General features: G+C 63.6%; 19 protein-coding genes. 5 read left to right on the top strand and 14 right to left on the bottom strand.

All coding sequences use genetic code 11. The features are described 5' to 3' along the window. Positions 1 to 78: 78 nt before the first annotated feature. The 3 genes from EPD66_RS15040 to pspA are packed head-to-tail and all read right to left on the bottom strand — an operon-like array spanning position 79 to position 1,366. Complete coding sequence (locus EPD66_RS15040) at positions 79 to 456, bottom strand: PspC domain-containing protein (protein WP_142849335.1); 378 nt, start codon at positions 454 to 456, stop codon at positions 79 to 81. Continuing rightward, the gene (gene pspB, locus EPD66_RS15035; RefSeq protein ID WP_142849334.1) at positions 453 to 680 is read right to left on the bottom strand and encodes an envelope stress response membrane protein PspB; all 228 of its coding nucleotides are present in this window, start codon (positions 678 to 680) and stop codon (positions 453 to 455) included. Before pspB ends, EPD66_RS15040 begins: the two co-directional genes overlap by 4 nt. A gap of 2 nt (positions 681 to 682) precedes the next feature. Next, the gene (gene pspA, locus EPD66_RS15030; RefSeq protein ID WP_221930991.1) at positions 683 to 1,366 is read right to left on the bottom strand and encodes a phage shock protein PspA; all 684 of its coding nucleotides are present in this window, start codon (positions 1,364 to 1,366) and stop codon (positions 683 to 685) included. Between the two features lie 132 nt (positions 1,367 to 1,498). On the opposite strand from pspA, the gene pspF reads away from it, so the two are divergent. After that, the gene (pspF, locus tag EPD66_RS15025) at positions 1,499 to 2,500 is read left to right on the top strand and encodes a phage shock protein operon transcriptional activator (RefSeq protein WP_142849333.1); all 1,002 of its coding nucleotides are present in this window, start codon (positions 1,499 to 1,501) and stop codon (positions 2,498 to 2,500) included. Between the two features lie 58 nt (positions 2,501 to 2,558). Continuing rightward, positions 2,559 to 3,167, top strand: a complete 609-nt coding sequence (locus tag EPD66_RS15020) for a flavodoxin family protein (protein ID WP_142849332.1) — start codon at positions 2,559 to 2,561, stop codon at positions 3,165 to 3,167. A gap of 179 nt (positions 3,168 to 3,346) precedes the next feature. On the opposite strand, the gene EPD66_RS15015 is transcribed toward EPD66_RS15020, so the two are convergent. From EPD66_RS15015 to EPD66_RS14975, 9 genes are all read right to left on the bottom strand, one after another. Continuing rightward, the gene (locus tag EPD66_RS15015) at positions 3,347 to 4,120 is read right to left on the bottom strand and encodes a hypothetical protein (RefSeq protein WP_255448510.1); all 774 of its coding nucleotides are present in this window, start codon (positions 4,118 to 4,120) and stop codon (positions 3,347 to 3,349) included. A 96-nt stretch (positions 4,121 to 4,216) separates the two neighbouring features. After that, positions 4,217 to 4,714, bottom strand: a complete 498-nt coding sequence (locus EPD66_RS15010; protein WP_142849330.1) for a CarD family transcriptional regulator — start codon at positions 4,712 to 4,714, stop codon at positions 4,217 to 4,219. A gap of 355 nt (positions 4,715 to 5,069) precedes the next feature. Further along, positions 5,070 to 5,399, bottom strand: a complete 330-nt coding sequence (gene fdxA / locus EPD66_RS15005) for a ferredoxin FdxA (RefSeq protein WP_142849329.1) — start codon at positions 5,397 to 5,399, stop codon at positions 5,070 to 5,072. A gap of 32 nt (positions 5,400 to 5,431) precedes the next feature. After that, the gene (locus EPD66_RS15000; protein ID WP_185961434.1) at positions 5,432 to 5,902 is read right to left on the bottom strand and encodes a TerB family tellurite resistance protein; all 471 of its coding nucleotides are present in this window, start codon (positions 5,900 to 5,902) and stop codon (positions 5,432 to 5,434) included. Between the two features lie 157 nt (positions 5,903 to 6,059). Next, a complete protein-coding gene (locus tag EPD66_RS14995; RefSeq protein WP_142849327.1) occupies positions 6,060 to 7,037 on the bottom strand; it encodes an NAD-dependent epimerase in 978 nt (325 codons plus the stop codon). A gap of 27 nt (positions 7,038 to 7,064) precedes the next feature. After that, positions 7,065 to 8,180 carry a DegT/DnrJ/EryC1/StrS aminotransferase family protein gene (locus tag EPD66_RS14990; protein WP_142849326.1) on the bottom strand — a complete coding sequence of 372 codons (1,116 nt, stop codon included), beginning with the start codon at positions 8,178 to 8,180 and terminating at the stop codon, positions 7,065 to 7,067. Positions 8,181 to 8,279: 99 nt separating this feature from the next. Continuing rightward, positions 8,280 to 11,381, bottom strand: coding sequence for an efflux RND transporter permease subunit (locus EPD66_RS14985; RefSeq protein WP_142849325.1), 3,102 nt, complete (start codon positions 11,379 to 11,381; stop codon positions 8,280 to 8,282). After that, the gene (locus EPD66_RS14980) at positions 11,378 to 12,487 is read right to left on the bottom strand and encodes an efflux RND transporter periplasmic adaptor subunit (protein WP_142849324.1); all 1,110 of its coding nucleotides are present in this window, start codon (positions 12,485 to 12,487) and stop codon (positions 11,378 to 11,380) included. The genes EPD66_RS14985 and EPD66_RS14980 overlap by 4 nt, the downstream gene beginning before the upstream one ends. 135 nt (positions 12,488 to 12,622) lie before the next feature. Further along, a complete protein-coding gene (locus tag EPD66_RS14975) occupies positions 12,623 to 12,883 on the bottom strand; it encodes a hypothetical protein (RefSeq protein WP_142849323.1) in 261 nt (86 codons plus the stop codon). A gap of 695 nt (positions 12,884 to 13,578) precedes the next feature. On the opposite strand from EPD66_RS14975, the gene EPD66_RS14970 reads away from it, so the two are divergent. The 3 genes from EPD66_RS14970 to EPD66_RS14960 are packed head-to-tail and all read left to right on the top strand — an operon-like array spanning position 13,579 to position 18,373. Beyond that, complete coding sequence (locus tag EPD66_RS14970) at positions 13,579 to 15,519, top strand: PrkA family serine protein kinase (RefSeq protein WP_142849322.1); 1,941 nt, start codon at positions 13,579 to 13,581, stop codon at positions 15,517 to 15,519. A gap of 34 nt (positions 15,520 to 15,553) precedes the next feature. Beyond that, entirely contained in the window at positions 15,554 to 16,831 is a 1,278-nt protein-coding gene (locus EPD66_RS14965; protein WP_142849321.1) for a YeaH/YhbH family protein, read from the top strand. Between the two features lie 12 nt (positions 16,832 to 16,843). Then, positions 16,844 to 18,373, top strand: coding sequence for a SpoVR family protein (locus tag EPD66_RS14960; protein WP_142849320.1), 1,530 nt, complete (start codon positions 16,844 to 16,846; stop codon positions 18,371 to 18,373). Positions 18,374 to 18,510: 137 nt separating this feature from the next. On the opposite strand, the gene tyrS is transcribed toward EPD66_RS14960, so the two are convergent. Beyond that, positions 18,511 to 19,785 carry a tyrosine--tRNA ligase gene (tyrS, locus tag EPD66_RS14955; RefSeq protein ID WP_255448515.1) on the bottom strand — a complete coding sequence of 425 codons (1,275 nt, stop codon included), beginning with the start codon at positions 19,783 to 19,785 and terminating at the stop codon, positions 18,511 to 18,513. A 357-nt stretch (positions 19,786 to 20,142) separates the two neighbouring features. Further along, on the bottom strand, positions 20,143 to 22,206 hold the full coding sequence (locus tag EPD66_RS14950; protein ID WP_255448514.1) for a bifunctional diguanylate cyclase/phosphodiesterase: 2,064 nt from the start codon (positions 22,204 to 22,206) through the stop codon (positions 20,143 to 20,145). Positions 22,207 to 22,249: the final 43 nt, after the last annotated feature.

Below are 22,249 nucleotides of genomic sequence, written 5' to 3'. Positions count from 1 at the left end.
GGGAACCCATAGCGGCCCTGAAAGGCGACGGTATGGATGCCCGCCAGGGCGGGCATAACGCATGAAAGAAGGTATGGGCTACAGGTCGCGGAACTTGCGGCGGAGCTGGAAGTCTTCCGACAGCACGGCCTCTTCCAGGCGCTTCAGACGTTCCTCGGTGTCCTGGAGCTTGCCCTTGGCCTCGCGCAGGGCGGCCTGGGGGCCGAGATGGACGGCACGGCGCAAGGCCTCCTCCCGGGGCGAGCCGAATCCTTCCGGCGGACGGCGGCGCAGGAACGCCGCCAAAGCCAGATAGGCCAGCAGGCTGGGCAGGGTGAAGAAGACCAGACCCAGGAACCAGCCGAGGCGGGCCAGCCTGACGTCGATTCCCAGATATTCGGCCAGACCGGCGCAGACACCGGCGACCCAGCCGTCCTCGGGGCGGCGATAGAGGCGAAAGCGGAGATCGCTGGTCATGCGTCTTTCCTCCAGCCAGGGGCTTCCGCATCAAGGATGCGTTCCAGATTGGCCACACGCTCGCGCAGGCGGTCGGCGGTGCCCAGCAGTTCCGTCATGGTGCGCTCCTCCTCTGCCGACAGCGTGCGGATGGACCGCCAGCGGACGATGTAGTGGCCGATGAGGGCGATCGGCGCCACCACCGCAAGCGCCAGAAAGCCGAGGAAGAACACGACGAATTCCATGATCAGTCCCCGCTAGTGATGGAGCCGCCGCCCTTCACGCGGCTCTTCAGGCGAGCCAGTTCGTCCTCGACCGCCGCATCGGCTTCCAGTTCGACGAATTCTTCCTTCAGCGAACGGCGGCGGCCCAGGTCGAAGCTGTCCACCTTGCCTTCCAGTTCGTCCAGGCTGCGTTCCACCTGCTCGAAGCGGGCGAAGGCGTCGGTGATGCGGTCGTCATGGATATGGCCGCGCATCTTCAGCCGCGACGAGGCGACCGAATGACGGGTGGCCAGGGCCTTCTCGCGGGCCTTGGCATCGGCCAGCTTGGCCTGGAGCTGGGCTAGGTCCTCGCTCTGCTTCGCCAAGCTTTCCTCGATCTGGGCATGTTCCTGGGCCAGCGCCTCCAGGGTCTCGACGACGCGGGCCTTGGCCGACAGCGCGCCGCGGGCGAGGTCCTCGCGGTCCTTCTGCAGGGCCAGTTCGGCCTTGCGCTGCCATTCGTCGCGCTCGCCTTCGAGCTGCTTCATGCGGCGCTCGATCTCCTTCTTCTCGGCGATGAAGCGCACCGAGTTGGAGCGGACCTCGACCAGGGTGTCTTCCATCTCCTGGATGATCAGGCGGATGATCTTCTCGGGGTTCTTGGCCCGGTCGAGCATGGAATTGATGTTCGAGTTGATGATGTCGCTCAGGCGCGAAAAGATGCTCATGTCGGCTCTCTCTCCAGGGATCGGCAAAACTCTCGGCCTTCTTGATTGCAGGCAGCGTGCCAATTCCGAATCGCCCGGATTCCGCCGATTCTCCCTCTTGAGGAGTGGCGGTTTTCGTCATAATTTGGCGAAATGATCGATCTTGAAGCGGATTCCGACATCCCCGCCCCGCCGCCCTTGCTGGGTGAATCGCCCTCTTTCCTCGCCATGCTGGAACGGGTTTCGGCGCTGGCTCCGGTGCCCCGGCCGGTGGTGGTGATCGGCGAGCGCGGCACCGGCAAGGAATTGGTCGCCGCCCGGCTGCATTACCTTTCGCAACGCTGGGACAGCCCCTTCGTCAAGGTCAACTGTGCCGCCTTGAGCGAAAGCCTGCTGGATGCCGAGCTGTTCGGCCACGAAGCCGGGGCCTTCACCGGCGCCACCCGCCGCCGCGCCGGTCGTTTCGAGGCCGCCCATGGCGGCACGCTGTTCCTCGACGAGATCGGCACCATGGCACCCGCCGTGCAGGAAAAGGTGCTGCGGCTGGTCGAATACGGCGAGTTCGAGCGGCTGGGGTCGAGCATCACCCAGCGCGTCGACGTGCGCCTGATCTGCGCCACCAACGCCGATCTCCCGGCCATGGCGGCGGCGGGCGAATTCCGCGCCGACCTTCTCGACCGCCTGTCCTTCGCCGTCGTCACCCTGCCGCCCCTGCGCGAGCGCCCGGAGGACATCCTGCTGCTGGCCGAGCATTTCGCCCGCGCCATGACCCGCGAACTGGGCCGCCCCTATTTCGCCGGCTTCACTCCCGCCGCCCTGGACCAGCTTCTCGGCCATTCCTGGCCGGGCAATGTGCGGGAACTCAAGAACGTGGCCGAACGAGCCGTCGCCCTGAACGAGGAACCGGACGCCCCCGTTTCCTCCGTCCTCCTCGATCCCTTCGGCACCTCCCGTCCGGCACCTCCGGCGGCCAGCCCCCCGCCCCCGCCGGAGCCGGAAACAGCGGATTTCGACGCCGCCCTCGACCGCTTTGCCGGCGGCCTGCTGCGCCAAGCCCTGGAAAAGGCGCGCTTCAACCAGAAGGAAGCCGCCCAGCGCCTGGGCCTCGACTACCACCGCTTCCGCCGCCTGCTGCGCAAGCACGGCGTGACGTAAGAGGGAACAAGGCGGACGCCGCTCCGTTGACGGAAAAAGCATTCAACGGAGCGGCGCCATGTCCCTGACAGCCCTTGCCCTGAACTGCACCCTCAAGACCTCGGACAAATCCCCCTCTTCCACCGACCACATGCTGCGGCTGATGCTGGGGGATCTGGCGAAGTTCGGGGTGGAAAGCGCGGTCATCCGCGTGGCCGACTACAACATCAAGCCGGGCGTGTCCTCGGATGAAGGACCGGGCGACGACTGGCCCGAGATCCGCCGCCGGATCATGGAGGCCGATATCCTGGTCCTGGGCACGCCCATCTGGCTGGGCCAGCCGTCGAGCATCTGCAAGCGCGTGCTGGAGCGCATGGACGCCTTCCTGGGCGAAACCGACGACCAGGGGCGCATGCCCTCCTATCCGCGCGTCGCCCTGGTGGCCGTGGTCGGCAACGAGGACGGCGCCCATCACGTCTCGGCGGAACTCTTCCAGGCGCTGAACGATGTCGGCTTCACCATTCCCGCCAGCGCCGTCTGCTACTGGGTCGGCGAAGCCATGCAGGCCAAGGATTTCAAGGACCTGCCGCAGACGCCCGAAGCGATCGTCAGCACCTCGGCCATGGCCGCGCGCAACGCCGTCCATCTGGCGCGTTTTCTGAAGGAAAACCAATATCCGGGAGGGTGAGAGGACCCGCCTCGTGCGTCAACTCTGACGCACGAGGCGCGGACAGGGTTGGTCCGCCGCACCCTTCGAGACGGCCCTACGGGCCTCCTCAGGGTGAGGCTAATTCTTTATTTATATCAGCAAGGTATCCCTCATGCTGAGGAGCCGCGAAGCGGCGTCTCGAAGCATGCGACGATTCCTCACGCCTCGATGACCGTGCCCACGCTGCCGTCGGGGTCGAAGGCGGCGGCGACCAGAGGGCCGCCGAAGCCGCAACCGGCATCCAGCGTCGCGGAGACGGAGCCGAAAGCCGGGCCGGAATGGGCGCGGTCGAAGCCGCGCACGACACAGCCGAAGCCACTATAGGATTCGGCCAGTTCGACGAAGCCGCCACTGCCCCACCAGAAGGCGTCGCCCTGATCCTCGAGCGGGCGGCGCGGATCGATACCCGCGCTGACCAGAAGCAGGCGGCCGTCCTCGGTATAGGCGGCGTGGCGCAACACGCTCATCAGTTGGGTGTGGCCGTCATGCTGGCGCATGGACTGGCGCAGGCTGCTGGTCCAGCGGGTCAGCGGCAAAACGCCGTCGCGGATATAGGTGAAGCCTTCCCGCAGGCGTCCGCCATAGGCGTTGACGGTGGCCTCGATGCCGTTATCGGCCAGCCATTGCAGCACTTCCGATGGATTGGGAGCGAATTGAAGCTGAAGCAGCTTCTGCCACATCTCTTCCTGCTGGCCGCGCAGATAGACCAGCGAGGCACCGTCCTCGCAGGTGCGGGCCATGACAGCCCGGCGGAACAGCAGCAATTCCTCGACGGTTTCGCGCACGGCGGGGCCGTGGCCCAGGAAATTGCCCAAATAGACGATCTGGTCGCCCAGGGCCAATTCCCCGCTCAGCTTGTCATGCAGCGCACGCAGGCGGTCCACTTGCCCATGAATGGCGGCGACCGCCCAGACACGCGTATTTGCCCGCAATGATGCGAAAATGTTCTGGGTGGCCGTCATTATGGATGCGTGCGTTATTCCAAGAAGTGGCGTGGCGGCCCAGGATGAGCCGCCCCACATACCAGATTACGCAGCGAAGAGAAGCTTTTCCAGCTTTTGCGTTGCAGCATCGGCGTCGATCGACTCGACAGCCGCCAATTCGGCCGCCAGACGCTCCAGGGCAGCTTCGTAGATCTGCCTTTCGCTATAGGACTGGTCGGGCTGGTTGGCATTGCGGTGCAGGTCGCGCACCACTTCGGCGATGGCGATGGGGTCGCCGGAATTGATCTTGGCTTCGTATTCCTGGGCGCGGCGGCTCCACATGGTCCGCTTGACGCGGGCCCGGCCCTTCAGGGTGGACAGCGCCTGTTCCATGACGGAAGAGGAAGACAGGCGGCGCAGACCGGACTTGTGCGCCTTGCTGATCGGAACACGCAGCGTCATGCGATCACGATCAAAAGAAATGACGAACAGCTTTACTTCCATGCCCGCGATCTGCTGCTGTTCGATCGCGGTGACCTGGCCCACCCCATGGGTCGGATAGACCACGTAGTCACCGGCAGTAAAGGTAAGGTCGCTCGACATCTTATCACTCATCCTTCGAGAAAGAGAGGCTTTGGGCGCTCTGACCCGCCATACCGCCTATCGCGGCGTGGTGCAAACACGGGTTACGGCACCGTCTGTTGGAACGGGCCGATAGTGAACTTGTCTTGTCCCGTATGAATCGGGCCGCCTTATGCATGGCGGCTGCCGAAAGGTAAGTCCGCCGGACGCATTTCGGCGGACTGCTTCTTATAGCACGAGGCGTATGTGAAAGACAGGAGAAAAACAAGCACCCGGCTGGCTTTCCCTTCGGCGCGGAAGACTAATCCACGTGGTCAGGAAGCCGCCGGGTGCCGGAGACTCGCCAGGAAAGGCGCCGGGGAAACCGGCACCGGCCTCAGCTGCCGGGCTTCTCGCTCAGTAGCTTGGCCTTGTCGGGGCGGCCCTTCCATTCGTCGGCATCGGCCGGCGCGTCCTTGCGGCGGGTGATGTTCGGCCACTTCAGCGAATATTCCCGGTTCATCTCGGCCCATTTCTGGGCCAGTTCCTCGGAATCGGGCAGGATGGCCTCGGCCGGGCATTCAGGCTCGCAGACGCCGCAATCGATGCACTCGTCCGGATTGATGACGAGCATGTTCTCGCCTTCGTAGAAGCAATCGACCGGGCAGACCTCGACGCAGTCGGTATATTTGCACTTGATGCAGTTCTCGGTAACGATATAGGCCATGATGGTCTCCTGGGGGAAGATGCGTGGCGGCGTCAGCCCAGCGTGCCGTCGTTCAGGCCGAGACGGGCCATGGCGCGCTTGCGGGCCGCCCCGCTATCCTGGTCGGTCACGTAGATGAGGCCGCTGACGCGACGGGCCAGGTTGCTCTCGTAGTCGTGGAGCTGGCCGTCGGCATAGGCCACCTCCCACAGCATTTCAATGATCTCGATCCGCTGCTCGTAATCGAAATTGTCCTTGATGGTGCGCGTGAAGGGCAGAAGCTGGCTGGATTCCTGCATCGCCTCTATGGCCGAAGCCACCAGCTCATCCGCCTCTTCATCGGTCAGTTTGAACCGCTCGCGCATCAGGCTGTGGATGTGGGCCTTCTCCGCATCCTTGATGCGACCATCCATCATGGCCGCCTCCACCAGCACGGCGGCAGCCGCAAGCTGCACGCTGTCATGCCCCTTGTCGGGCGTATCCGCGCTCGTTCCCAGCAATAGCGATTTCAGCCGACTGATCATGGCCCTGCCTAGCATAAGGAAGAAAAACAGACAACCCCACGGGTATCACGCCAATCTACGAGATTTCCGTGCAAATTTCTCATGGCAGACTACACATAACCCTCGGCCGGACGGACACAAGGCCGGGCCTGTCCTCCATCCTCGGCGGGCACGGGCGTCACACTCCGTGATAATCCCGATACCAGGACACGAAGCGCGGAATGCCTTCGTCGATGGAGGTGGTCGGGGCATAGCCGACATCGCGCGCCAGGGCCTCGATATCGGCATAGGTTTCCGGCACGTCGCCGGGCTGCATGGGCAGCATCTCGTATTGCGCCTTGCGGCCCAGCTCCCGCTCGATCAGGCCGATGAAGCGCATCAGGTCCTCCGAACGGTTGTTGCCGATATTGTAGAGGCGGTAGGGAGGGGTCTCGCCGTCATCCGCCGGCGGCTTGACCAGGACGCCGATGACGCCCGAGACGATGTCGTCGATATAGGTGAAGTCGCGGCGCATCCGGCCGTGATTGAACACCTTGATCGGCTGGCCGGCCATGATCGCCCTGGTGAACAGGAAGGCCGCCATGTCGGGCCGCCCCCAGGGGCCGTAGACGGTGAAGAAGCGCAAGCCGGTCGAAGGAATGCGGTAGAGATGGCTGTAGGTGTGGCTCATCAGCTCGTTCGCCTTCTTGGTGGCGGCATAGAGCGAGATGGGGTTGTCCACCCTGTCCTCGACCGAGAAGGGCAAGGTCTTGTTGGCACCGTAGACCGAGGACGAACTGGCATAGACGAAGTGACGCGGCTTTAGCCGCCGCGCCACTTCCAGCATCACCAGATGGCCTTCGAGATTGGCATGGCTGTAGGCATAGGGATTGATCAGCGAATAGCGCACCCCGGCCTGGGCGGCGAGATGGACGATATCGCTGATGTCGTCATACCGCGCCAGCATCTCGTCCATCGCCGCGCGGTCGGCAATGTCGATGCGGTAGAAGGAGAAGCCCTCGTATTCCCGCAGCACGGCCAGCCGCGCTTCCTTCAGGGACGGATCGTAGTAGTCGTTGACATTGTCCACCCCGATGACCCGCTCGCCGCGCTCGAGCAACCGCTTGGCGGTGTGAAAGCCGATGAAGCCTGCCGCACCGGTCACGATGATGGACACTGTCTTTTCCTCCTGTTCCGAAATCCCTTAGAGCGCGCCGCGCACCACCGCGACGATGCGGTCCTGGGTCGCCTCGTCGAGATAGGGATGCATGGGCAGGCTGATCACCCGGCGCGACAGGCTTTCGGCCACCTTCACGCCGCCCGGGGCCACCGGGAACATGTTGTAGCCGCCCTGCTGGTTCAACGGGATCGGATAGTAGATGGCGGTGGGCACGCCGTTCGCCTTGCAGGCTTCAGCGACCTTGGCGCGGTCATCCACCAGGATGGTGTATTGCGCCCAGACCGATCGGGCGCCCTCCATCACCACCGGAACCTCCGCCACGTCCTTCAGCAGATCGTTGTAGCGTTGGGCGATGCGGTCGCGGGCCTCGATCTCGTCGGGGAAGATGTCCAGCTTCTCGAGCAGGATCGCCGCCTGGATGGTGTCGAGGCGGGAATTCAGGCCGATCCGCACATTCTCGTAGCGGTCGCGCCCCTGGCCGTGCATGCGGATCGACTTCAGCAATTCGACGACGGCTTCGTCATCGGTGAAGATCGCCCCGCCATCGCCATAGCAGCCCAGCGGCTTGGCCGGGAAGAAGCTGGTCGAGGTGTATTTCGCCAGGCTGGCGGCGGACTTGCCGTTCAGGCGTCCGCCGAAGCCCTGGGCGGAATCGGCCAGCACCGTCAGGCCATGACGGTCGGCCACCTTCTGGATGGCGGGGTAGTCGGCGGGCTGGCCGAACAGGTCCACCGGGATCACCATGCGCGGCTTCAGCCCCTGGCGCTCCGCCTCGCCGATGGCGGCCTCCAGGCTGGCCGGGTCCATGTTGAACGTGTCGGGCAGGACGTCCACGAAGACCGGCGTGGCACCGACCAGCGGCACCACCTCGCCGGTGGCGACGAAGGTGAAGGCGGGAACGAAGACCGCATCGCCCGGCCCGATTCCTTCGGCCATCAGCACCAGTTGCAGGGCATCGGTGCCGTTGGCGCAGGTCACGGCGAAGCGGGTCTCGGCAAAGGCCGCCAGCTGCTCTTCGAGCTTCGTCACCTCCGGCCCCAGGATATAGGCACCATGATCGAGCACCCGGGCGATCGCCTGGTCGATGCGGGCGCCAAGACGGCGGCGTTGGGCGGGAAGATCGATAAACGGAATGGACATCTCTGAGGCTCCGGACGACGCGGCGCGTGTGGAAAAAAAATCGGGCGACTGTCGCCTGCCGACAGCCGCCCTGTCAATGCTCCGGCGGAAAGGCTGAACCTATTCCGCTGCCTTCGGCTGGCGCTCGGCCAATTGCCCGTTGAGTTCGCGCTCGACCGCATCCACCGACTTGGTGAAGCGGGCCAGCAGGTCATAGAGGACCGGCGTGACGAACAGCGTCAGGAGCGAGGCGACGCTCAAGCCCCCGATGACCACGACGCCGATGGCCACGCGGCTTTCCGCCCCGGCGCCCGTGGCCATGATCAGCGGTACCGCCCCCAGGACCGTGGACAGGACGGTCATAAGGATCGGGCGGAAGCGCAGGGCCGAGCCTTCGGTGATGGCGGTCCGCACATCCATGCCCTCGCTGCGCAGCTGGTTGGCGAATTCGACGATCAGGATGCCGTTCTTCGCCATCAGCCCGATCAGCAGCACCATGCCGATCTGACTGTAGATATTGAGCGAGGTTCCGGTGAAATACAGCGCCGCCAGGGCTCCGGCGATGGCCAGCGGCACCGACAGCATGATGATCAGCGGATGGATGAAGCTTTCGAACTGGGCGGCCAGGACCAGGAAGACGATCAGCAGGGCCAGACCGAAAATCAGCGCCAGACCGCCAGACGTCTCCAGATATTCACGGCTCTGCCCGGCGAAATCCAGGCGCCCCTCGGGCGGCAGGACCTCGGCGGCCAGTTCCTCCATATAGGTGATGGCCGAGCCCAGGTCGTAGCCGTCGACCAGCGCGGCGGTGATGGTGACCGAAGGCAGGCGATCGTAGCGGCGCAGCTCGGGCGCCGCGGCCAGTTCGTCCAGGCTGACCAGGGCGGTCAGCGGCACCAGCTCACCGTTGTCGGTCCGCACGAAGATATTGGTCAGGTCGGAAGGCGTGCGCCGGTCGGCATCGCGGGCCTGCAAGAGGACGGGATAGACCCGGCCCCGATCGATGTAATCGGTCACCTCGCGCGAGGCCAGCATGGTCTGCAAGGTACGGCCGATCTGCTCGATCCCCACGCCCAGGTCATCGGCCCGCTGGCGGTCGATGACGACATTGAACTGGGGACGGGTGGGCTCGAAGTCGATCTCGACATTCTGCAGGCCGGGATTGGTCTCGGCGCGGGCGAGGATGCGCTCGGCCCATTCCTGCACGCTCTCGTAATCGGGCCCCCCGATCACGACGCGCAGGGGCTGGCTGCTGCCGCGCTGGCCGAGGCCCGCCGGATTGACCGGGAAGGCGCGGACGCCCGAAACCTGGCTGACGCCAGGAATGACGCTGCTGACGATTTCCTGCTGGCTGCGCGTGCGGTTTTCCCAATCCACCAAACCGACGACGATGAATCCCCGGTTCGGCTGATTGCGGAAGCCGACGATGGAGAAGATGCGGTCGGCCTCGCCGTTCTCGCGCAAGGGCTTCAGAACCTCCTCGATGCGCAAGGCCTGTTCATTGGTATAGGCGGTCGTGGCGCCTTGCGGGGCGGTGATGGGAATCAGGAAGACGCCGCGGTCTTCCGAAGGCGTCAGTTCCTTGGGCAGAAGGTTGAAGATCAGGACTGAGGTGGCCGACAGCGCGAAGGCCGCCGCCAGCACCACCAGCGGCATGCGCAGGGCCATGCTCAGCGTGCGGCGATAGCCTTCGGCCATCATGTCGAAGCCGCGTTCCAGGGCCCGGCCGATCGGCCCAGGATGTTCCTTCTCGCGCAGCAGCCGCGAGCACAGCATGGCGCAGAGCGTGAGCGCGACGAAGGTGGAAATCGCCACCGCCGAGGCCATGACCAAGCCGAATTCCGCGAACAGGCGCCCGACATTGCCCTGCAGGGCCGAGATGGGCACGAAGACGGCGATCAGCGTCAGGGAGGTGGCGATGACCGCGAAGGTCACCTGCCGCGTGCCCAGGAAGGCGGCGGCCAGCGGCTTCTCGCCGCTTTCGACCCGGCGCTGGATGTTCTCCAGCACCACGATGGCGTCGTCGACCACCAGGCCGATGGCCAGCAGCAGGGCCAGCAGCGTCAGCACGTTGATGGAAAAGCCGAAGGCATACATGAAGGCGAAGGTGCCGATCACGGCCACCGGAATGGTGATCGCCGGCACTATGGTCGCTCGCACCGAATGCAGGAAGAACAGGATCACCAGCACCACCAGCACCACCGAGATGCCCAGCGACACCACCACTTCGCGGATCGACTGGGTGATGAAGGTGGCATCGTCGGAGCTGACGGTGATTTCCATGCCCTCGGGCAGGGACGGACGCAGCAGTTCCAACTGCGCACGCACATTTTCCGAAACGGCGATGGTATTGGCCTGGGCCTGGCGCAGCACGCCCAGCCCCACCGCCGCGCGGCCATTGGCCCGCACCGCCGAACGGTCGTCCTCGACCCCCAATTCCACTTCCGCCAGGTCACCCAGCCGCACCGGATAGCCGTTGATCTGGGTGACCACGATATTGCGGAACTGCTCGACCGAGGACAGACGGGTATCGGTGCGCACGGTGAACTGGCGCGTCGTCGATTCGATCTGGCCGGCGGGCAGTTCCAGATTGTTGCGGCGCAGGGCCTCCTCGATATCGGCGACCGTCAGGTTGCGCGCCGCCAGGGCTTGGCGGTCAAGCCAGATACGGATGGCGAAGCGGCGTTCGCCGAAGATCTCCACCTGTGCCACGCCGTCCAGGATCGACAGCCGGTCGACGATGAAGCGGCTGGCATAATCCGAGATTTCGGCGGGCGTGAGGCGGTCGCTGGTGATGGAAATGCGCATCACCGGCTGGGCGTCGCTGTCGGTCTTGACCACGCGGGGCGTATCGGCGTCGTCGGGCAAGCGGTTGGCGACGCGGCCAACGGCATCGCGCACGTCGTTGGTGGCCTCGTCGATATTGCGCGACACCTCGAACTCGATGACCGTGCTGCCGCTGCCCAGGCGGCTGGTCGAGGTGATGGAACGGATGCCGTCGATGCCGCTGACCGCGCCCTCGATGACCTCGACGATCTCGGTATCGACGATTTCCGGGGCGGCGCCGGAATAGGTGGTGGTGACCGTCACCACCGCCGAATCCACGCTGGGCAGCTCGCGCACCGGCAGATTGAGCAGGGCGAACAGACCGATGACGACGATCAGCGCACTCAGCACCGTGGCGAAGACGGGACGCTTGATCGTGATATCGGAGATCATCATCCCGCACGCTCCTGTTCACCGACTTCACCGGTTATCTGTGGGCGGTGCTCGGACACGATATTCACCGGCATCCCCGAGCGCAGCCGTTGCAGGCCCGCCGTCACCACCATGTCCCCGGCAGTCAGGCCCGCCACCACTTCGACCTCGCCGACCCGGCGCAGGCCGAGCTGCACGTCCACCCGTTCGGCCACGCCCTCGCGCACGCGGTAGACATAGGTCGACCGCCCTTCGGCCACGACGGCCTGTTCCGGGATGACCACCGCACCGGCCCGGGAGTCCAGGGTGATCTGCGCGGCCATGAACAGGCCCGCCGGCAGGGCGTTGTCGGGATTGGGGAATTCCGCCCGCACCCGGAAGGCGCGGGAAACGGCGTCGATGCGGGTATCGATGGCGACGATGGTGCCGACGAAGCGGTGATCCCGCATGCCGGCGCTGATCGCTTCCACCCGCTGGCCGCGCTGCAAGCGGCCGAAGAAGATTTCCGGGACCTGGAATTCCAGTTCCACCAGCGACAGGTCGTCCAGCCGCGTCAGCACGGTATTTTCCGTGATGCGGCTGCCCTCATCCACCTCGCGCAGGCCGACGACGCCGCTGAAGGGCGCCACAATCACCCGTTCCTCCAGCCGTCTTTCGGCGGCGGTCAGACGCGCCTGGGCGGCGTTGTAGGCGGCTTGAAGCTCGTCCACGCGGGCCTGGGGGACGGTGCGGTTGGCAAGCAATTGACGTGCCCGCTCCAGCTGGGTGCGGGCATCTTCCATCAAGGCACGGGCCTCGGCCAGATTGGCTTCCTCGATGCGACTGTCCAGCCGCACCAGTTCCTGCCCTTTCTCGACCCGCTGTCCGGCCTCGAACAGGATGTCGGAAATCCGCCCCGAAACCAGGGCCACCACATCCACCGACTGCCGGGCCCGCGTCGTGCCGACGGCCTCGATCACTTCATCGACGGTATCAAGCCGCGCCTCGACCACTTCGACCGGCACGGCCGGAATCTGGGCGAGCGGCGCGCTTCCCGAGGATTCCTGCCCGCCCGAACTCCAGAACCACCACGCGCCCCCTACCCCCAAGGCCAGGATCACAACAATAATCATCTGGCGCACGAGGCTCATGCGTTTTTCCTCCAGGAGAGCGGACAAGCGTACATTGGACCCTCTGCGCGCATTGATGACCTTGAGCACAAAGAATAATACGAATGAAGAGCAGTTCCAGCTATGGAAATAGCTGTCATAAAAATTAATACTCCTTCAGTTGCAAACCGGAGGAGTAAGACCAGTCGGCCTCACCAGGGCCAGCAGGATGACCCGCGGCGCCGTGCCCGAGACCGTCATGACGTTCCATCCCACAGCCAGCAGCAGCAAACTCACCAGGACGTGACCGGCGGCCACATCCGTCACGGCGGCAACGACCCAAGCCGCAGCCATGATGCCGCATGAGCAGAGAGAGGGGGGCTGCACCACCGGCAATCCCAGCGGCAGGGCCGCCACGACCAGCACCGTCAGGCTCACGCCGGCAACCGCGCAGGACCAGTGGAGAGCCTGGGCGAAAACCAGCAAAACGGATGGCGGTATGGGTCAGCAACAGCATCATGATGGTCTTTCAACGGGCGGAGCGGGGAAAACCTACGCGCCAGAATGATCTTTCTCTCCGTCAACGGCAAAGCCAGCTCCCTTTCCCGTTCATTTCCCCGCCGCAAAGAAACCGTTCATATTCAACGCTCAAGACAAAGACTTTCCCCTGGTGCAGACAAAACTCGCATCCGGGCGCAAGGCGCATTATTTTAGAGTGATCAGCCATCATCCACCCTGCCCCAGCCGGCCTCGGGCAGCCGCAATCCCTTGCGCTTCGCCGGAAACAGGCGGGCATCCAGCCCTCATCCCTCTTATTGCGCATAAGAAGTAGGCAGATGGGCGAAAGCGATACCGATACTCCAGCCGTCACATTGAAGCTCTGCCTGCGGGTGCCATTTTCTATCTAAGGCGCGACTTCTGCTGTTATGATGGTTTGGGAAACGGTCGCCAGCCCTGTTCGCCGGGGCACTTTCCCGGCACGGGGGCTGGCAGCCACCAGGACATCGAAGGAGGCGCCCACCGAGTGAGCGTATTTCTACGTTGGGGGCAGAGTATCTTTACCAGGCCCAACCATGTCCGCCCGTGGCTGCCGACGGGGAAGCTGGGCCGCCTTGTCTTGTCTGGAGACCTGCATGAGCGCTGACCTTTTCCAAAAGTTCGCAGCCCGTCACGAGTCCCGCCGGGACGTCGAGATGTCCCTCAAGGCTTATCTGGAACTCTGCCGGGACGATCCCATGGCCTATGCCAGCGCCCACGAGCGCATGCTGGCCGCCATCGGCGAACCCGAGATCATCGACACGGCCCAAGACCCGCGGCTGTCGCGCATCTTCCTCAACCGCACCATCAAGATCTATCCCGCCTTTGCCGAATTCTACGGCATGGAAGAAACCATCGAGCGCATCGTCGGCTTCTTCCGCCATGCCGCCCAAGGGCTGGAGGAACGCAAGCAAATTCTTTATCTGCTGGGACCGGTCGGCGGCGGCAAATCCTCTCTGGCCGAGCGTCTGAAGGCATTGATGGAAAGCCATCCGATCTATGTCCTCAAGGCCGGGGATGAAATCAGCCCCATCTTCGAAAGCCCGCTGGGCCTTTTCGATCCGGAAACGATGGGAGCGGAATTGGAGGAATCCTATGGGATTCCGCGACGGCGCCTGACGTCGATCGCCTCGCCCTGGGCCATTAAACGCCTGGATGAATTCGGAGGCGACATCTCGAAATTCAAGGTCGTTCGCCTTATGCCCTCGCGGCTGCGCCAGATTGCGGTCGCCAAGACCGAGCCGGGCGACGAGAACAACCAGGACATCTCCAGCCTGGTCGGCAAGGTCGATATCCGCAAGCTCGAGACCTACAGCCAGAACGACACCGACGCCTACAGCTTCTCGGGGGGCCTGAACCGCGCCAACCAGGGCATCCTCGAATTCGTCGAGATGTTCAAGGCGCCGATCAAGATGCTCCACCCGCTGCTGACGGCGACCCAGGAAGGCAATTACGTCGGCACCGAGAATATCGGCGCCATGCCCTTCCAGGGCATCATCCTGGCCCACTCCAACGAATCCGAATGGCACAGCTTCAAGAACAACAAGAACAACGAGGCCTTCATCGACCGCATCTGCGTCATCAAGGTCCCCTATTGCCTGCGTGTCTCCGAGGAAACCAAGATCTACCAGAAGCTCCTGCGCAGCAGCGACCTGGCCGAGGCCCCCTGCGCGCCCGGCACGCTGGAGATGCTGGCCCAGTTCGCCGTGCTCTCGCGCCTGAAGGAGCATGAGAATTCCAGCCTGATGAGCAAGATGCGCGCCTATGACGGCGAGAAGCTCAAGGAAACCGACCCCAAGGCCCGCAGCATCCAGGAATACCGAGACGCCGCCGGCGTGGACGAAGGCATGGACGGCATCTCGACCCGCTTCGCCTTCAAGGTGCTGTCGCAGACCTTCAATTACGACAGCCAGGAGATCGGCGCCGACCCGGTGCATCTGATGTATGTGCTGGAACAGGCCATCCACCGCGAGCAATTCCCCGAGGCGATGGAAAAGCGCCTGTTCGAATTCATCAAAGGCATGCTGGCTCCGCGCTATGCGGAATTCATTGGCAATGAAATCCAGAAAGCGTACCTGGAATCCTATAGCGACTATGGACAGAATCTGTTCGAGCGTTACATCTCCTATGCCGATGCCTGGATCGAGGATCAGGATTTCAAGGACCCCGATACCGGCCAGCTGATGGATCGAACGCTGCTCGACCAGGAACTGTCCAAGATCGAGAAGCCTGCCGGCATCGCCAATCCGCGGGACTTCCGCAATGAAGTGGTCAAGTTCGTCCTGCGCTCACGGGCGTCCCATGGCGGCCAGACGCCGTCCTGGACCGCCTATGAGAAGATCAGGAACGTCATCGAGAAGCGCATGTTCAGCCAGGTCGAAGACCTGCTGCCGGTCATCAGCTTCGGCTCCAAGCAAGACAGTGAAACCGAGAAGAAGCACCACGACTTCGTCGAACGCATGGTGTCGCGCGGCTATACCGAGCGGCAGGTCCGCCGATTGGTGGAATGGTACATGCGCGTGAACAAGGCAGGGTGACGCATATTCGTCCCACGCGCTGAGAAGGATTGTCATGAATATCATTGACCGCCGACTCAATCCCAAAGGCAAGAGCCTGCCCAACCGGCAGCGCCTGATGCGTCGGCTCAAGGCCCAGCTCCACAGAGCCGTCGCGGAATCCATTTCCGGTCGCCGGGTCTCCGAGGTGGATGCAGGCGAATCCGTCTCGGTGCCCGTGGACGGCATTTCCGAACCCAGCTTCCGCAAGAGCGGCGGGTCGCGCGACTTCGTCCTGCCGGGCAACCAGAAATTCATCAAAGGGGACCGCATTCCCCGCCCGCCCGGCGGGGACGGCAGCGGGCGCGAGGCCTCGGACAGCGGCGAAGGCGAGGACGAATTCACCTTCACCCTGACGCGCGAGGAATTCCTCGACATCTTCTTCGAGGACCTGGAACTGCCCAACATGGTCAAGCGGCGCCTGAAGGGCGCTTCCTCGACCGTCCCTGCGCGGGCGGGCTTCACCGTCTCGGGCGGGCCGCAATCCCTGGACGTGGTCCGCACCATGCGCAACGGCATGGCCCGGCGCATCGCCCTGGGCCGCCCCGCCGCCAAGGACCTGGAAGAGCTGGAAGCCAAGCTGGCGGAAGCCGAGAAAGCAGGGCTCGACACCAAGGTGGCGGAGCTGACGGCGCAGATCGAAGGGCTGAAACGCCGCCTGCGCGCCGTGCCCTGGATCGATCCGGTGGATGTCCGCTACCGCCGCTTCGAACACCGCCCGGTCCCCATCGCCCAGGCCGTGATGTTCTGCCTGATGGACGTCTCAGGCTCGATGAACGAGCATATGAAGGACCTCGCCAAGCGCTTCTTCATGCTGCTCTACCTGTTTCTGGAACGGCGCTACGAATCGCTGGAGATCGTCTTCATCCGCCACACCCAGGAAGCCCAGGAAGTGGACGAGGAAACCTTCTTCCGCTCGCGCGAGACCGGCGGCACGCTGGTATCCAGCGCGCTCGACGTGGCGGCCAACATCATCACCGAACGCTATCCGCTGGATTCCTGGAACATCTACATCGCCCAGGCCTCGGACGGCGACAATATGAGTTCCGACCGCGATAGGGTCATCCATGCCATGACCCAGAAGCTGCTGCCGGCCTGCCAGTATTTCGCCTATCTGGAAGTGGACGATCCGCCGGGCGATTCCTGGAACGAGCGCCAGGGCGTCACCGATCTGTGGCGGACCTACGAGACACTGGTCCAACCCGGCGTGCCGCTGGCCATGCGCAGGGCCTCGGCCGCGAGCGAAATCTTCGGCGTCTTCCACGAACTTTTCGCCCGCGACAACGTGGAATAGGAGAAGAGCCGCATGGCATTGCTCTACCAAGGCCGCGAGTGGAATTTCGACACCATCAAGCGCGTTCATGACGCCATCGAGGACATCGCCATCAACGAAATGGGGCTCGATGTCTATCCCACCCAGATCGAAGTCATCACCTCCGAGCAGATGCTCGACGCCTATGCCTCGATCGGCCTGCCGATCATGTACCGGCACTGGTCCTTCGGCAAACGCTTCGCCCGCGACGAGGTCCTCTACCGCAAGGGCTATCAGGGCTTGGCTTATGAGATCGTGATCAATTCCGATCCCTGCATCTGCTACATCATGGAAGAGAATTCCATGACCATGCAGACCCTGGTCATGGCCCATGCCGCCTTCGGCCACAACCACTTCTTCAAGAACAACCACCTGTTCCGGCAGTGGACCGACGCCAAGGGGATTCTCGACTACCTCGCCTTCGCCCGCGACTATGTCGCCCGCTGCGAGGAACGCGAGGGCGAGGAAGCGGTCGAGCGGGTACTCGATGCCGCCCATGCCCTGCAGATGCAGGGTATCAACCGCTACAGCCGCCGCCCGCGCCGCAGCCTCGCCGAGGAACTGGAGCGCGAGCGCGAGCGGCGGCGCTATGCCGAAACCACCTGGAATCCGCTCTGGACCACGGTGCCCGGCGTCGACCCCAGCGCCGAACTGGGCAATGCCGATTACCAGCGGCTGCTGGAAGAAGGCCGCCAGCGCATCGAGCTGCCCGAGGAAAACCTGCTCTATTTCCTGGAGAAGAATTCCCCGGTCCTACGCGGCTGGGAGCGGGAAATCCTGCGTATCGTCCGCGTGCTGGCGCAATATTTCTATCCCCAGCGCCAGACCAAGGTGATGAACGAAGGCTGCGCCACCTTCGTGCATTACGAGATCATGAACCGCCTGCACGAACGCGGCCAGATCGATGACGGCTCCTTCATGGAATTCCTGCATTCCCACACATCGGTGGTGTTCCAGCCGGAATTCTCGGACAAGCGCTATGGCGGCATCAATCCCTACGCCCTGGGCTTCGCCATGATGAGCGACATCCAGCGCATCTGCCGCGAGCCGACGGAGGAGGATTACGCCTGGTTCCCGGAAATCGCCGGCAATCAGGACCCGATGGGCACCTTGCGCGAAATCTGGGCCGATTACCGGGATGAAAGCTTCATCCTGCAATTCCTCAGCCCCAAGGTGATCCGCGACTTCCGCATGATCCGGCTGAACGACGACCAGGGCTATCCCTATTTCGAGGTCGCGGCGATCCATGACGACCAGGGATATCGCGACATCCGCACAGCCCTGGCCGCCGAATACGAAATCGCCCGCATCGATCCGGAGATCGAGGTGGTGGATGTGAACCTGGCCGGGGACCGCAAGCTGATCCTGGAACACCGCGTCCGCGACGGCCAGCGCCTGGACGAGGCCACCATGCACAAGACCCTGCGCCATATCCGCACCCTCTGGGGCTATTCCGTGCGCCTGCGTGAAGTGGATGCGGAGAGTGGCAGCTTGCTGGTCTCGGGAGAATGCGAGGTGGCGTAAAGACCCGGAAGCGCCACCTCCCTGGCCCGCCTCGCCCTTCGGGACGGCCGCTCCGCGGCCTCCTCAGGGCGAGGAGTCCCGCAGGGGCGTCTCGAAGCACGAATACGGGCCCTATCTCCTGTTCTTGATGGTCCTTCTCAATCCTCCTGCACGCAAACCAAAGCGTGCCGCTTGCGTCCGGCCGAAAGCTTGATGACGCCGTCCTCTCCCAGATCCTGAAGCGAGAGCGTCGCCTCGTCTTCCGAGACGACTGCACCGTTCACGCGGGCACCGCCCCCGGCGATCAGACGCCGCGCCTCGCCCTTCGAGGCTGCCAGCCCGCTCGCCACCAGCAGATCGACCAGCTTCGTGCCTTCGGCAAGCCGGTCCTTGGGAAGAAGGAGCCTGGGCAGGGCTTCCCCGCCGCTTCCTTCCTCGAAGGTGCGGCGCGCCGTCTCGGCGGCTTCCTGCGCGGCGTCCGGCCCGTGGACGAGGGTCGTCACCTCGGTCGCGAGCAGCTTCTTCGCCTCGTTGATCTCGCTGCCGCCCAAGGCTTCCAGCCGGGCGATCTCGTCCAGCGGCAATTCGGTGAAGAGCCGCAGGAAGCGTCCCACATCGGCGTCCTCGGTATTGCGCCAGAACTGCCAGAAATCATAGGCCGCCAGACGCTCGCGGTTGAGCCAGACCGCCCCGCCCGCCGTCTTGCCCATCTTCGCCCCCGAGGCGGTGGTGAGCAGCGAAGTGGTCAGGCCGAACAGGTCGCGCTCGTCCACGCGCCGCCCCAGTTCCACGCCGTTGACGATATTGCCCCATTGGTCGGAACCGCCCATCTGCAAGCGGCAGCCGAAGCGGCGGCTCAGTTCCACGAAGTCGTAGGCCTGCAGCAGCATGTAGTTGAATTCGAGGAAGGTCAGCGGCTGCTCGCGGTCCAGGCGCTGGCGCACCGAATCGAAGGTCAGCATGCGGTTGACCGAGAAATGCCGGCCGAAATCGCGCAGGAAGGGAATGTAGCCCAGCCCGTCCAGCCAATCGGCATTGTTGACCATCACCGCGTCGCGCGGCCCCTCGCCGAAACGGAGGAAACGGTCGAAGACCCGGCGGATGCCCGCGATATTCGCCGCGATCTGCGCGTCATCGAGAAGCGGCCGCGTGGAATCGCGGAAACTAGGGTCGCCGATCCGCGTCGTGCCGCCACCCATCAGCACGATCGGCCGGTGACCGGTCTTCTGCAGCCAGCGCAGGGCCATGATTGACAGCAGATGCCCCACATGCAGGCTGTCGGCGGTGGCGTCGAAGCCGATATAGGCGGTGACGGGACCTTGGCCCAAGGCGTCGTCCAGCGCCTCCCAATGGGTACATTGGTGCAGGAAGCCGCGCTCGGACAGGATGCGCAGGAAATCGGAACGGGGGGTGAAGGAAGGTTCGGCGTTCATCGTCGCCATGTCTCGAGTCTCCAAAGGGGCCGAAGGCCGGAGACCGTTTGCTGAAACACATGCCGCCGACCTGTCGGCGGAAGTGATGTGTCAGCCAATGACCATCCACGCCGCCCTATTTGGGCAGCGCATAATAGCTGTGCTGTCGAGCCATGCTGGTCATGGGCGGAACTATCCCAGCTTCTTCGCCGGAATGCAACGCATCAGAAGAGCAAGACCGAGATGCAATGCCCCCTCGTTCTCTTCCCCGTCTTCTTCACTGCGCTGCTCCCCTCGTTTCCGGTGGCCTGCGCCCTAGCTTGCGCGGCGGCTGCTTCCCCCTGCCCCGCCAGCGAAGCTCTAGAGGTCATGCGCAGGTCAAGCCATGCTCTCGCTTTCTTCCGGCTTGACCGTGAACACACTCCTCCGGATCTGCGCTTCCTGAATGATGACCTCGAGCGGCGCCGGGCGGCCGAGCAGGTATCCCTGGCCTTCGTCGCATCCTTCCGTGGACAGGATGGACAACTGCCCTTCCGTCTCGATCCCTTCCGCCAGAACCGGAACGCTCAGGCTCTTGCCCAGGGCCAGCACCGCGCGGATGATCGCCTTGGCCTGCGGACTGGTCTCGATTTCCTGCATGAAGGAACGGTCGAGCTTGATCTTGTCGAAGGGGAAGCTGCGCAGCGTATCCAGCGAGGAATAGCCGGTGCCGAAATCGTCCAGGGCAATGGTGACGCCCAGCGCCTTGATCTGCCGCAGAATGTGCAGCGAGCGCACCTTGTCGTTGATGATGGTGGATTCCGTCAGTTCCAGTTCCAGCCGCTCGGGCGCCATGCCCGTTTCGTCGAGCACATCCTTGATCAGCTTGGGCAGGTCGGAATGGACGAACTGCACGGGCGACAGGTTCACCGACACCTTGTAGGGCGGGTCCCAGCTCGCAGCCTCGGCACAGACCTTCCGCAGCACCCATTCCCCGATCTGCAGGATCAGGCCGTTCTCCTCGGCCAAGGGAATGAACTCGGCAGGGGAAACGAAGCCCCTCTCGGGATGCTTCCAGCGCAGCAGTGCCTCATAACCGCAGATCTCGCCCGAAGCGACATCCTTCTGCACTTGGTAATAGACGTCGAGCTGGTCGTTGTTGAGGGCTTCCCGCAATTCGCTGACCATTTTCCGGCGCGCCCGGATCGTCTCGTCCATGGTGGGTTCGTAGAAGCAGGCCGAGGTGGTGATGTCGGCCTTCGCCCGGTACATGGCGAGGTCGGCGTTGTTGATCAGCTTCTCCGCATCCGTCGCGTCGGTGGGATAGAGGGCGATGCCCAGGCTGGCACCGGCGATGAATTCATATTCCTCCAGCCGGATCGGCCGGAACAGCGCGGTTTCCAGGCGCGTGATGAAGTCGATCAGCCCTTCCTGCTCGTGCATCCGGTAGACGGCGGCGAATTCGTCGCCGCCCAGCCGGGCGACGAATTCACCTTCCTGAAGCAGGTTGCGCATCCGCTCGGCGAGAATCTTGAGGACCTCGTCGCCCGCATGATGCCCGTGCAGGTCGTTCACTTCCTTGAAACGGTCCAGGTCGATCCCGATCAGGGCGACCTTGCCGCCCGTTTCGTCGGCAATCTTGATCTCGGCTTCCAGATGCTCGGCGAAGTTCACCCGGTTGGGCAGGCCGGTCAGGCTGTCGTTCAGGGCCATGTGATGCAGGCGCTTGATCGATTCCGAACGCACGCTGTCGTCGATGAGATAACTGACGAAGCCCGCCCCCACGATCAGCAGGGCCACGCAGGCGATGGCCAGCGCCAAGGCCCTGAAGGCCGCCGGATTCGAGAAGGACCCCTCGATCAGCATGGGGGTGACCTTGAAGGCGGTCATCCCGGTGAAGTGCAGCGTGACGATGGCCAGAACCAGCACCCCGGCGGCAATGACCTTGTCGGCGGGGGAAACCCGGCGCATGGCGAAATGCAACGCCAGGGCGGTGAGGCCGACGGAGAGAAGAATCGAGGCGATCAGGTAGTTCATGTCCCAGGACACGAGCCCCTGCACGCGATAGGCGATCATCCCGCTGTAATGCATGGCAGCGACCGCCAGCCCGACAACGCCGCCGCCGATGACCGGCGCGGCCCGCGACCATTTGGACGCGGCGATGGCGAACCCCAGCGCGGCACCAACCACTGCAATCAAGAGGGAAACAATGGTCAGTACAGGATCGAGACCCACAGGAACACCGGGGTCATAGGCAAGCATTGCGATGAAATGCGTGCACCAGATCGAGGCTCCGGCCGCGACAGCCGTCAGAAATTGCCAGCCGAGCTTCTGGATTCCTGTAGTGCTAGCAGCACGATAGAACAGGCGCATAATAGCCCAAGAACCTATTACGCACACCAGAGCAGCAACAACTACAAGCCAGATATTGTGCTCATAAACTATGCAATTAAGAACTGTCATCATATCCTTCACCTCTAAGGATACAATACAATATGCAGTAAAA

Origin of the sequence: Telmatospirillum sp. J64-1 (genome assembly GCF_006980715.1) — a bacterium.
GTDB lineage: Bacteria > Pseudomonadota > Alphaproteobacteria > Rhodospirillales > Magnetospirillaceae > Oleiliquidispirillum > Oleiliquidispirillum nitrogeniifigens.
The sequence above is the reverse complement of the archived record's forward strand: the minus strand, read 5'-3'. Positions and strand labels throughout refer to the sequence as shown.

Bases quoted from the DNA above. Each gene is read 5' to 3' on its own strand.
- EPD66_RS15040 (WP_142849335.1), bottom strand. From the start codon at position 456: ATGACCAGCGATCTCCGCTTTCGCCTCTATCGCCGCCCCGAGGACGGC.
- pspB (WP_142849334.1), bottom strand. From the start codon at position 680: ATGGAATTCGTCGTGTTCTTCCTCGGCTTTCTGGCGCTTGCGGTGGTG.
- pspA (WP_221930991.1), bottom strand. From the start codon at position 1,366: ATGAGCATCTTTTCGCGCCTGAGCGACATCATCAACTCGAACATCAAT.
- pspF (WP_142849333.1), top strand. From the start codon at position 1,499: ATGATCGATCTTGAAGCGGATTCCGACATCCCCGCCCCGCCGCCCTTG.
- EPD66_RS15020 (WP_142849332.1), top strand. From the start codon at position 2,559: ATGTCCCTGACAGCCCTTGCCCTGAACTGCACCCTCAAGACCTCGGAC.
- EPD66_RS15010 (WP_142849330.1), bottom strand. From the start codon at position 4,714: ATGTCGAGCGACCTTACCTTTACTGCCGGTGACTACGTGGTCTATCCG.
- fdxA (WP_142849329.1), bottom strand. From the start codon at position 5,399: ATGGCCTATATCGTTACCGAGAACTGCATCAAGTGCAAATATACCGAC.
- EPD66_RS15000 (WP_185961434.1), bottom strand. From the start codon at position 5,902: ATGATCAGTCGGCTGAAATCGCTATTGCTGGGAACGAGCGCGGATACG.
- EPD66_RS14990 (WP_142849326.1), bottom strand. From the start codon at position 8,180: ATGTCCATTCCGTTTATCGATCTTCCCGCCCAACGCCGCCGTCTTGGC.
- EPD66_RS14985 (WP_142849325.1), bottom strand. From the start codon at position 11,381: ATGATGATCTCCGATATCACGATCAAGCGTCCCGTCTTCGCCACGGTG.
- EPD66_RS14980 (WP_142849324.1), bottom strand. From the start codon at position 12,487: ATGAGCCTCGTGCGCCAGATGATTATTGTTGTGATCCTGGCCTTGGGG.
- EPD66_RS14970 (WP_142849322.1), top strand. From the start codon at position 13,579: ATGAGCGCTGACCTTTTCCAAAAGTTCGCAGCCCGTCACGAGTCCCGC.
- EPD66_RS14965 (WP_142849321.1), top strand. From the start codon at position 15,554: ATGAATATCATTGACCGCCGACTCAATCCCAAAGGCAAGAGCCTGCCC.
- EPD66_RS14960 (WP_142849320.1), top strand. From the start codon at position 16,844: ATGGCATTGCTCTACCAAGGCCGCGAGTGGAATTTCGACACCATCAAG.
- tyrS (WP_255448515.1), bottom strand. From the start codon at position 19,785: ATGAACGCCGAACCTTCCTTCACCCCCCGTTCCGATTTCCTGCGCATC.
- EPD66_RS14950 (WP_255448514.1), bottom strand. From the start codon at position 22,206: ATGACAGTTCTTAATTGCATAGTTTATGAGCACAATATCTGGCTTGTA.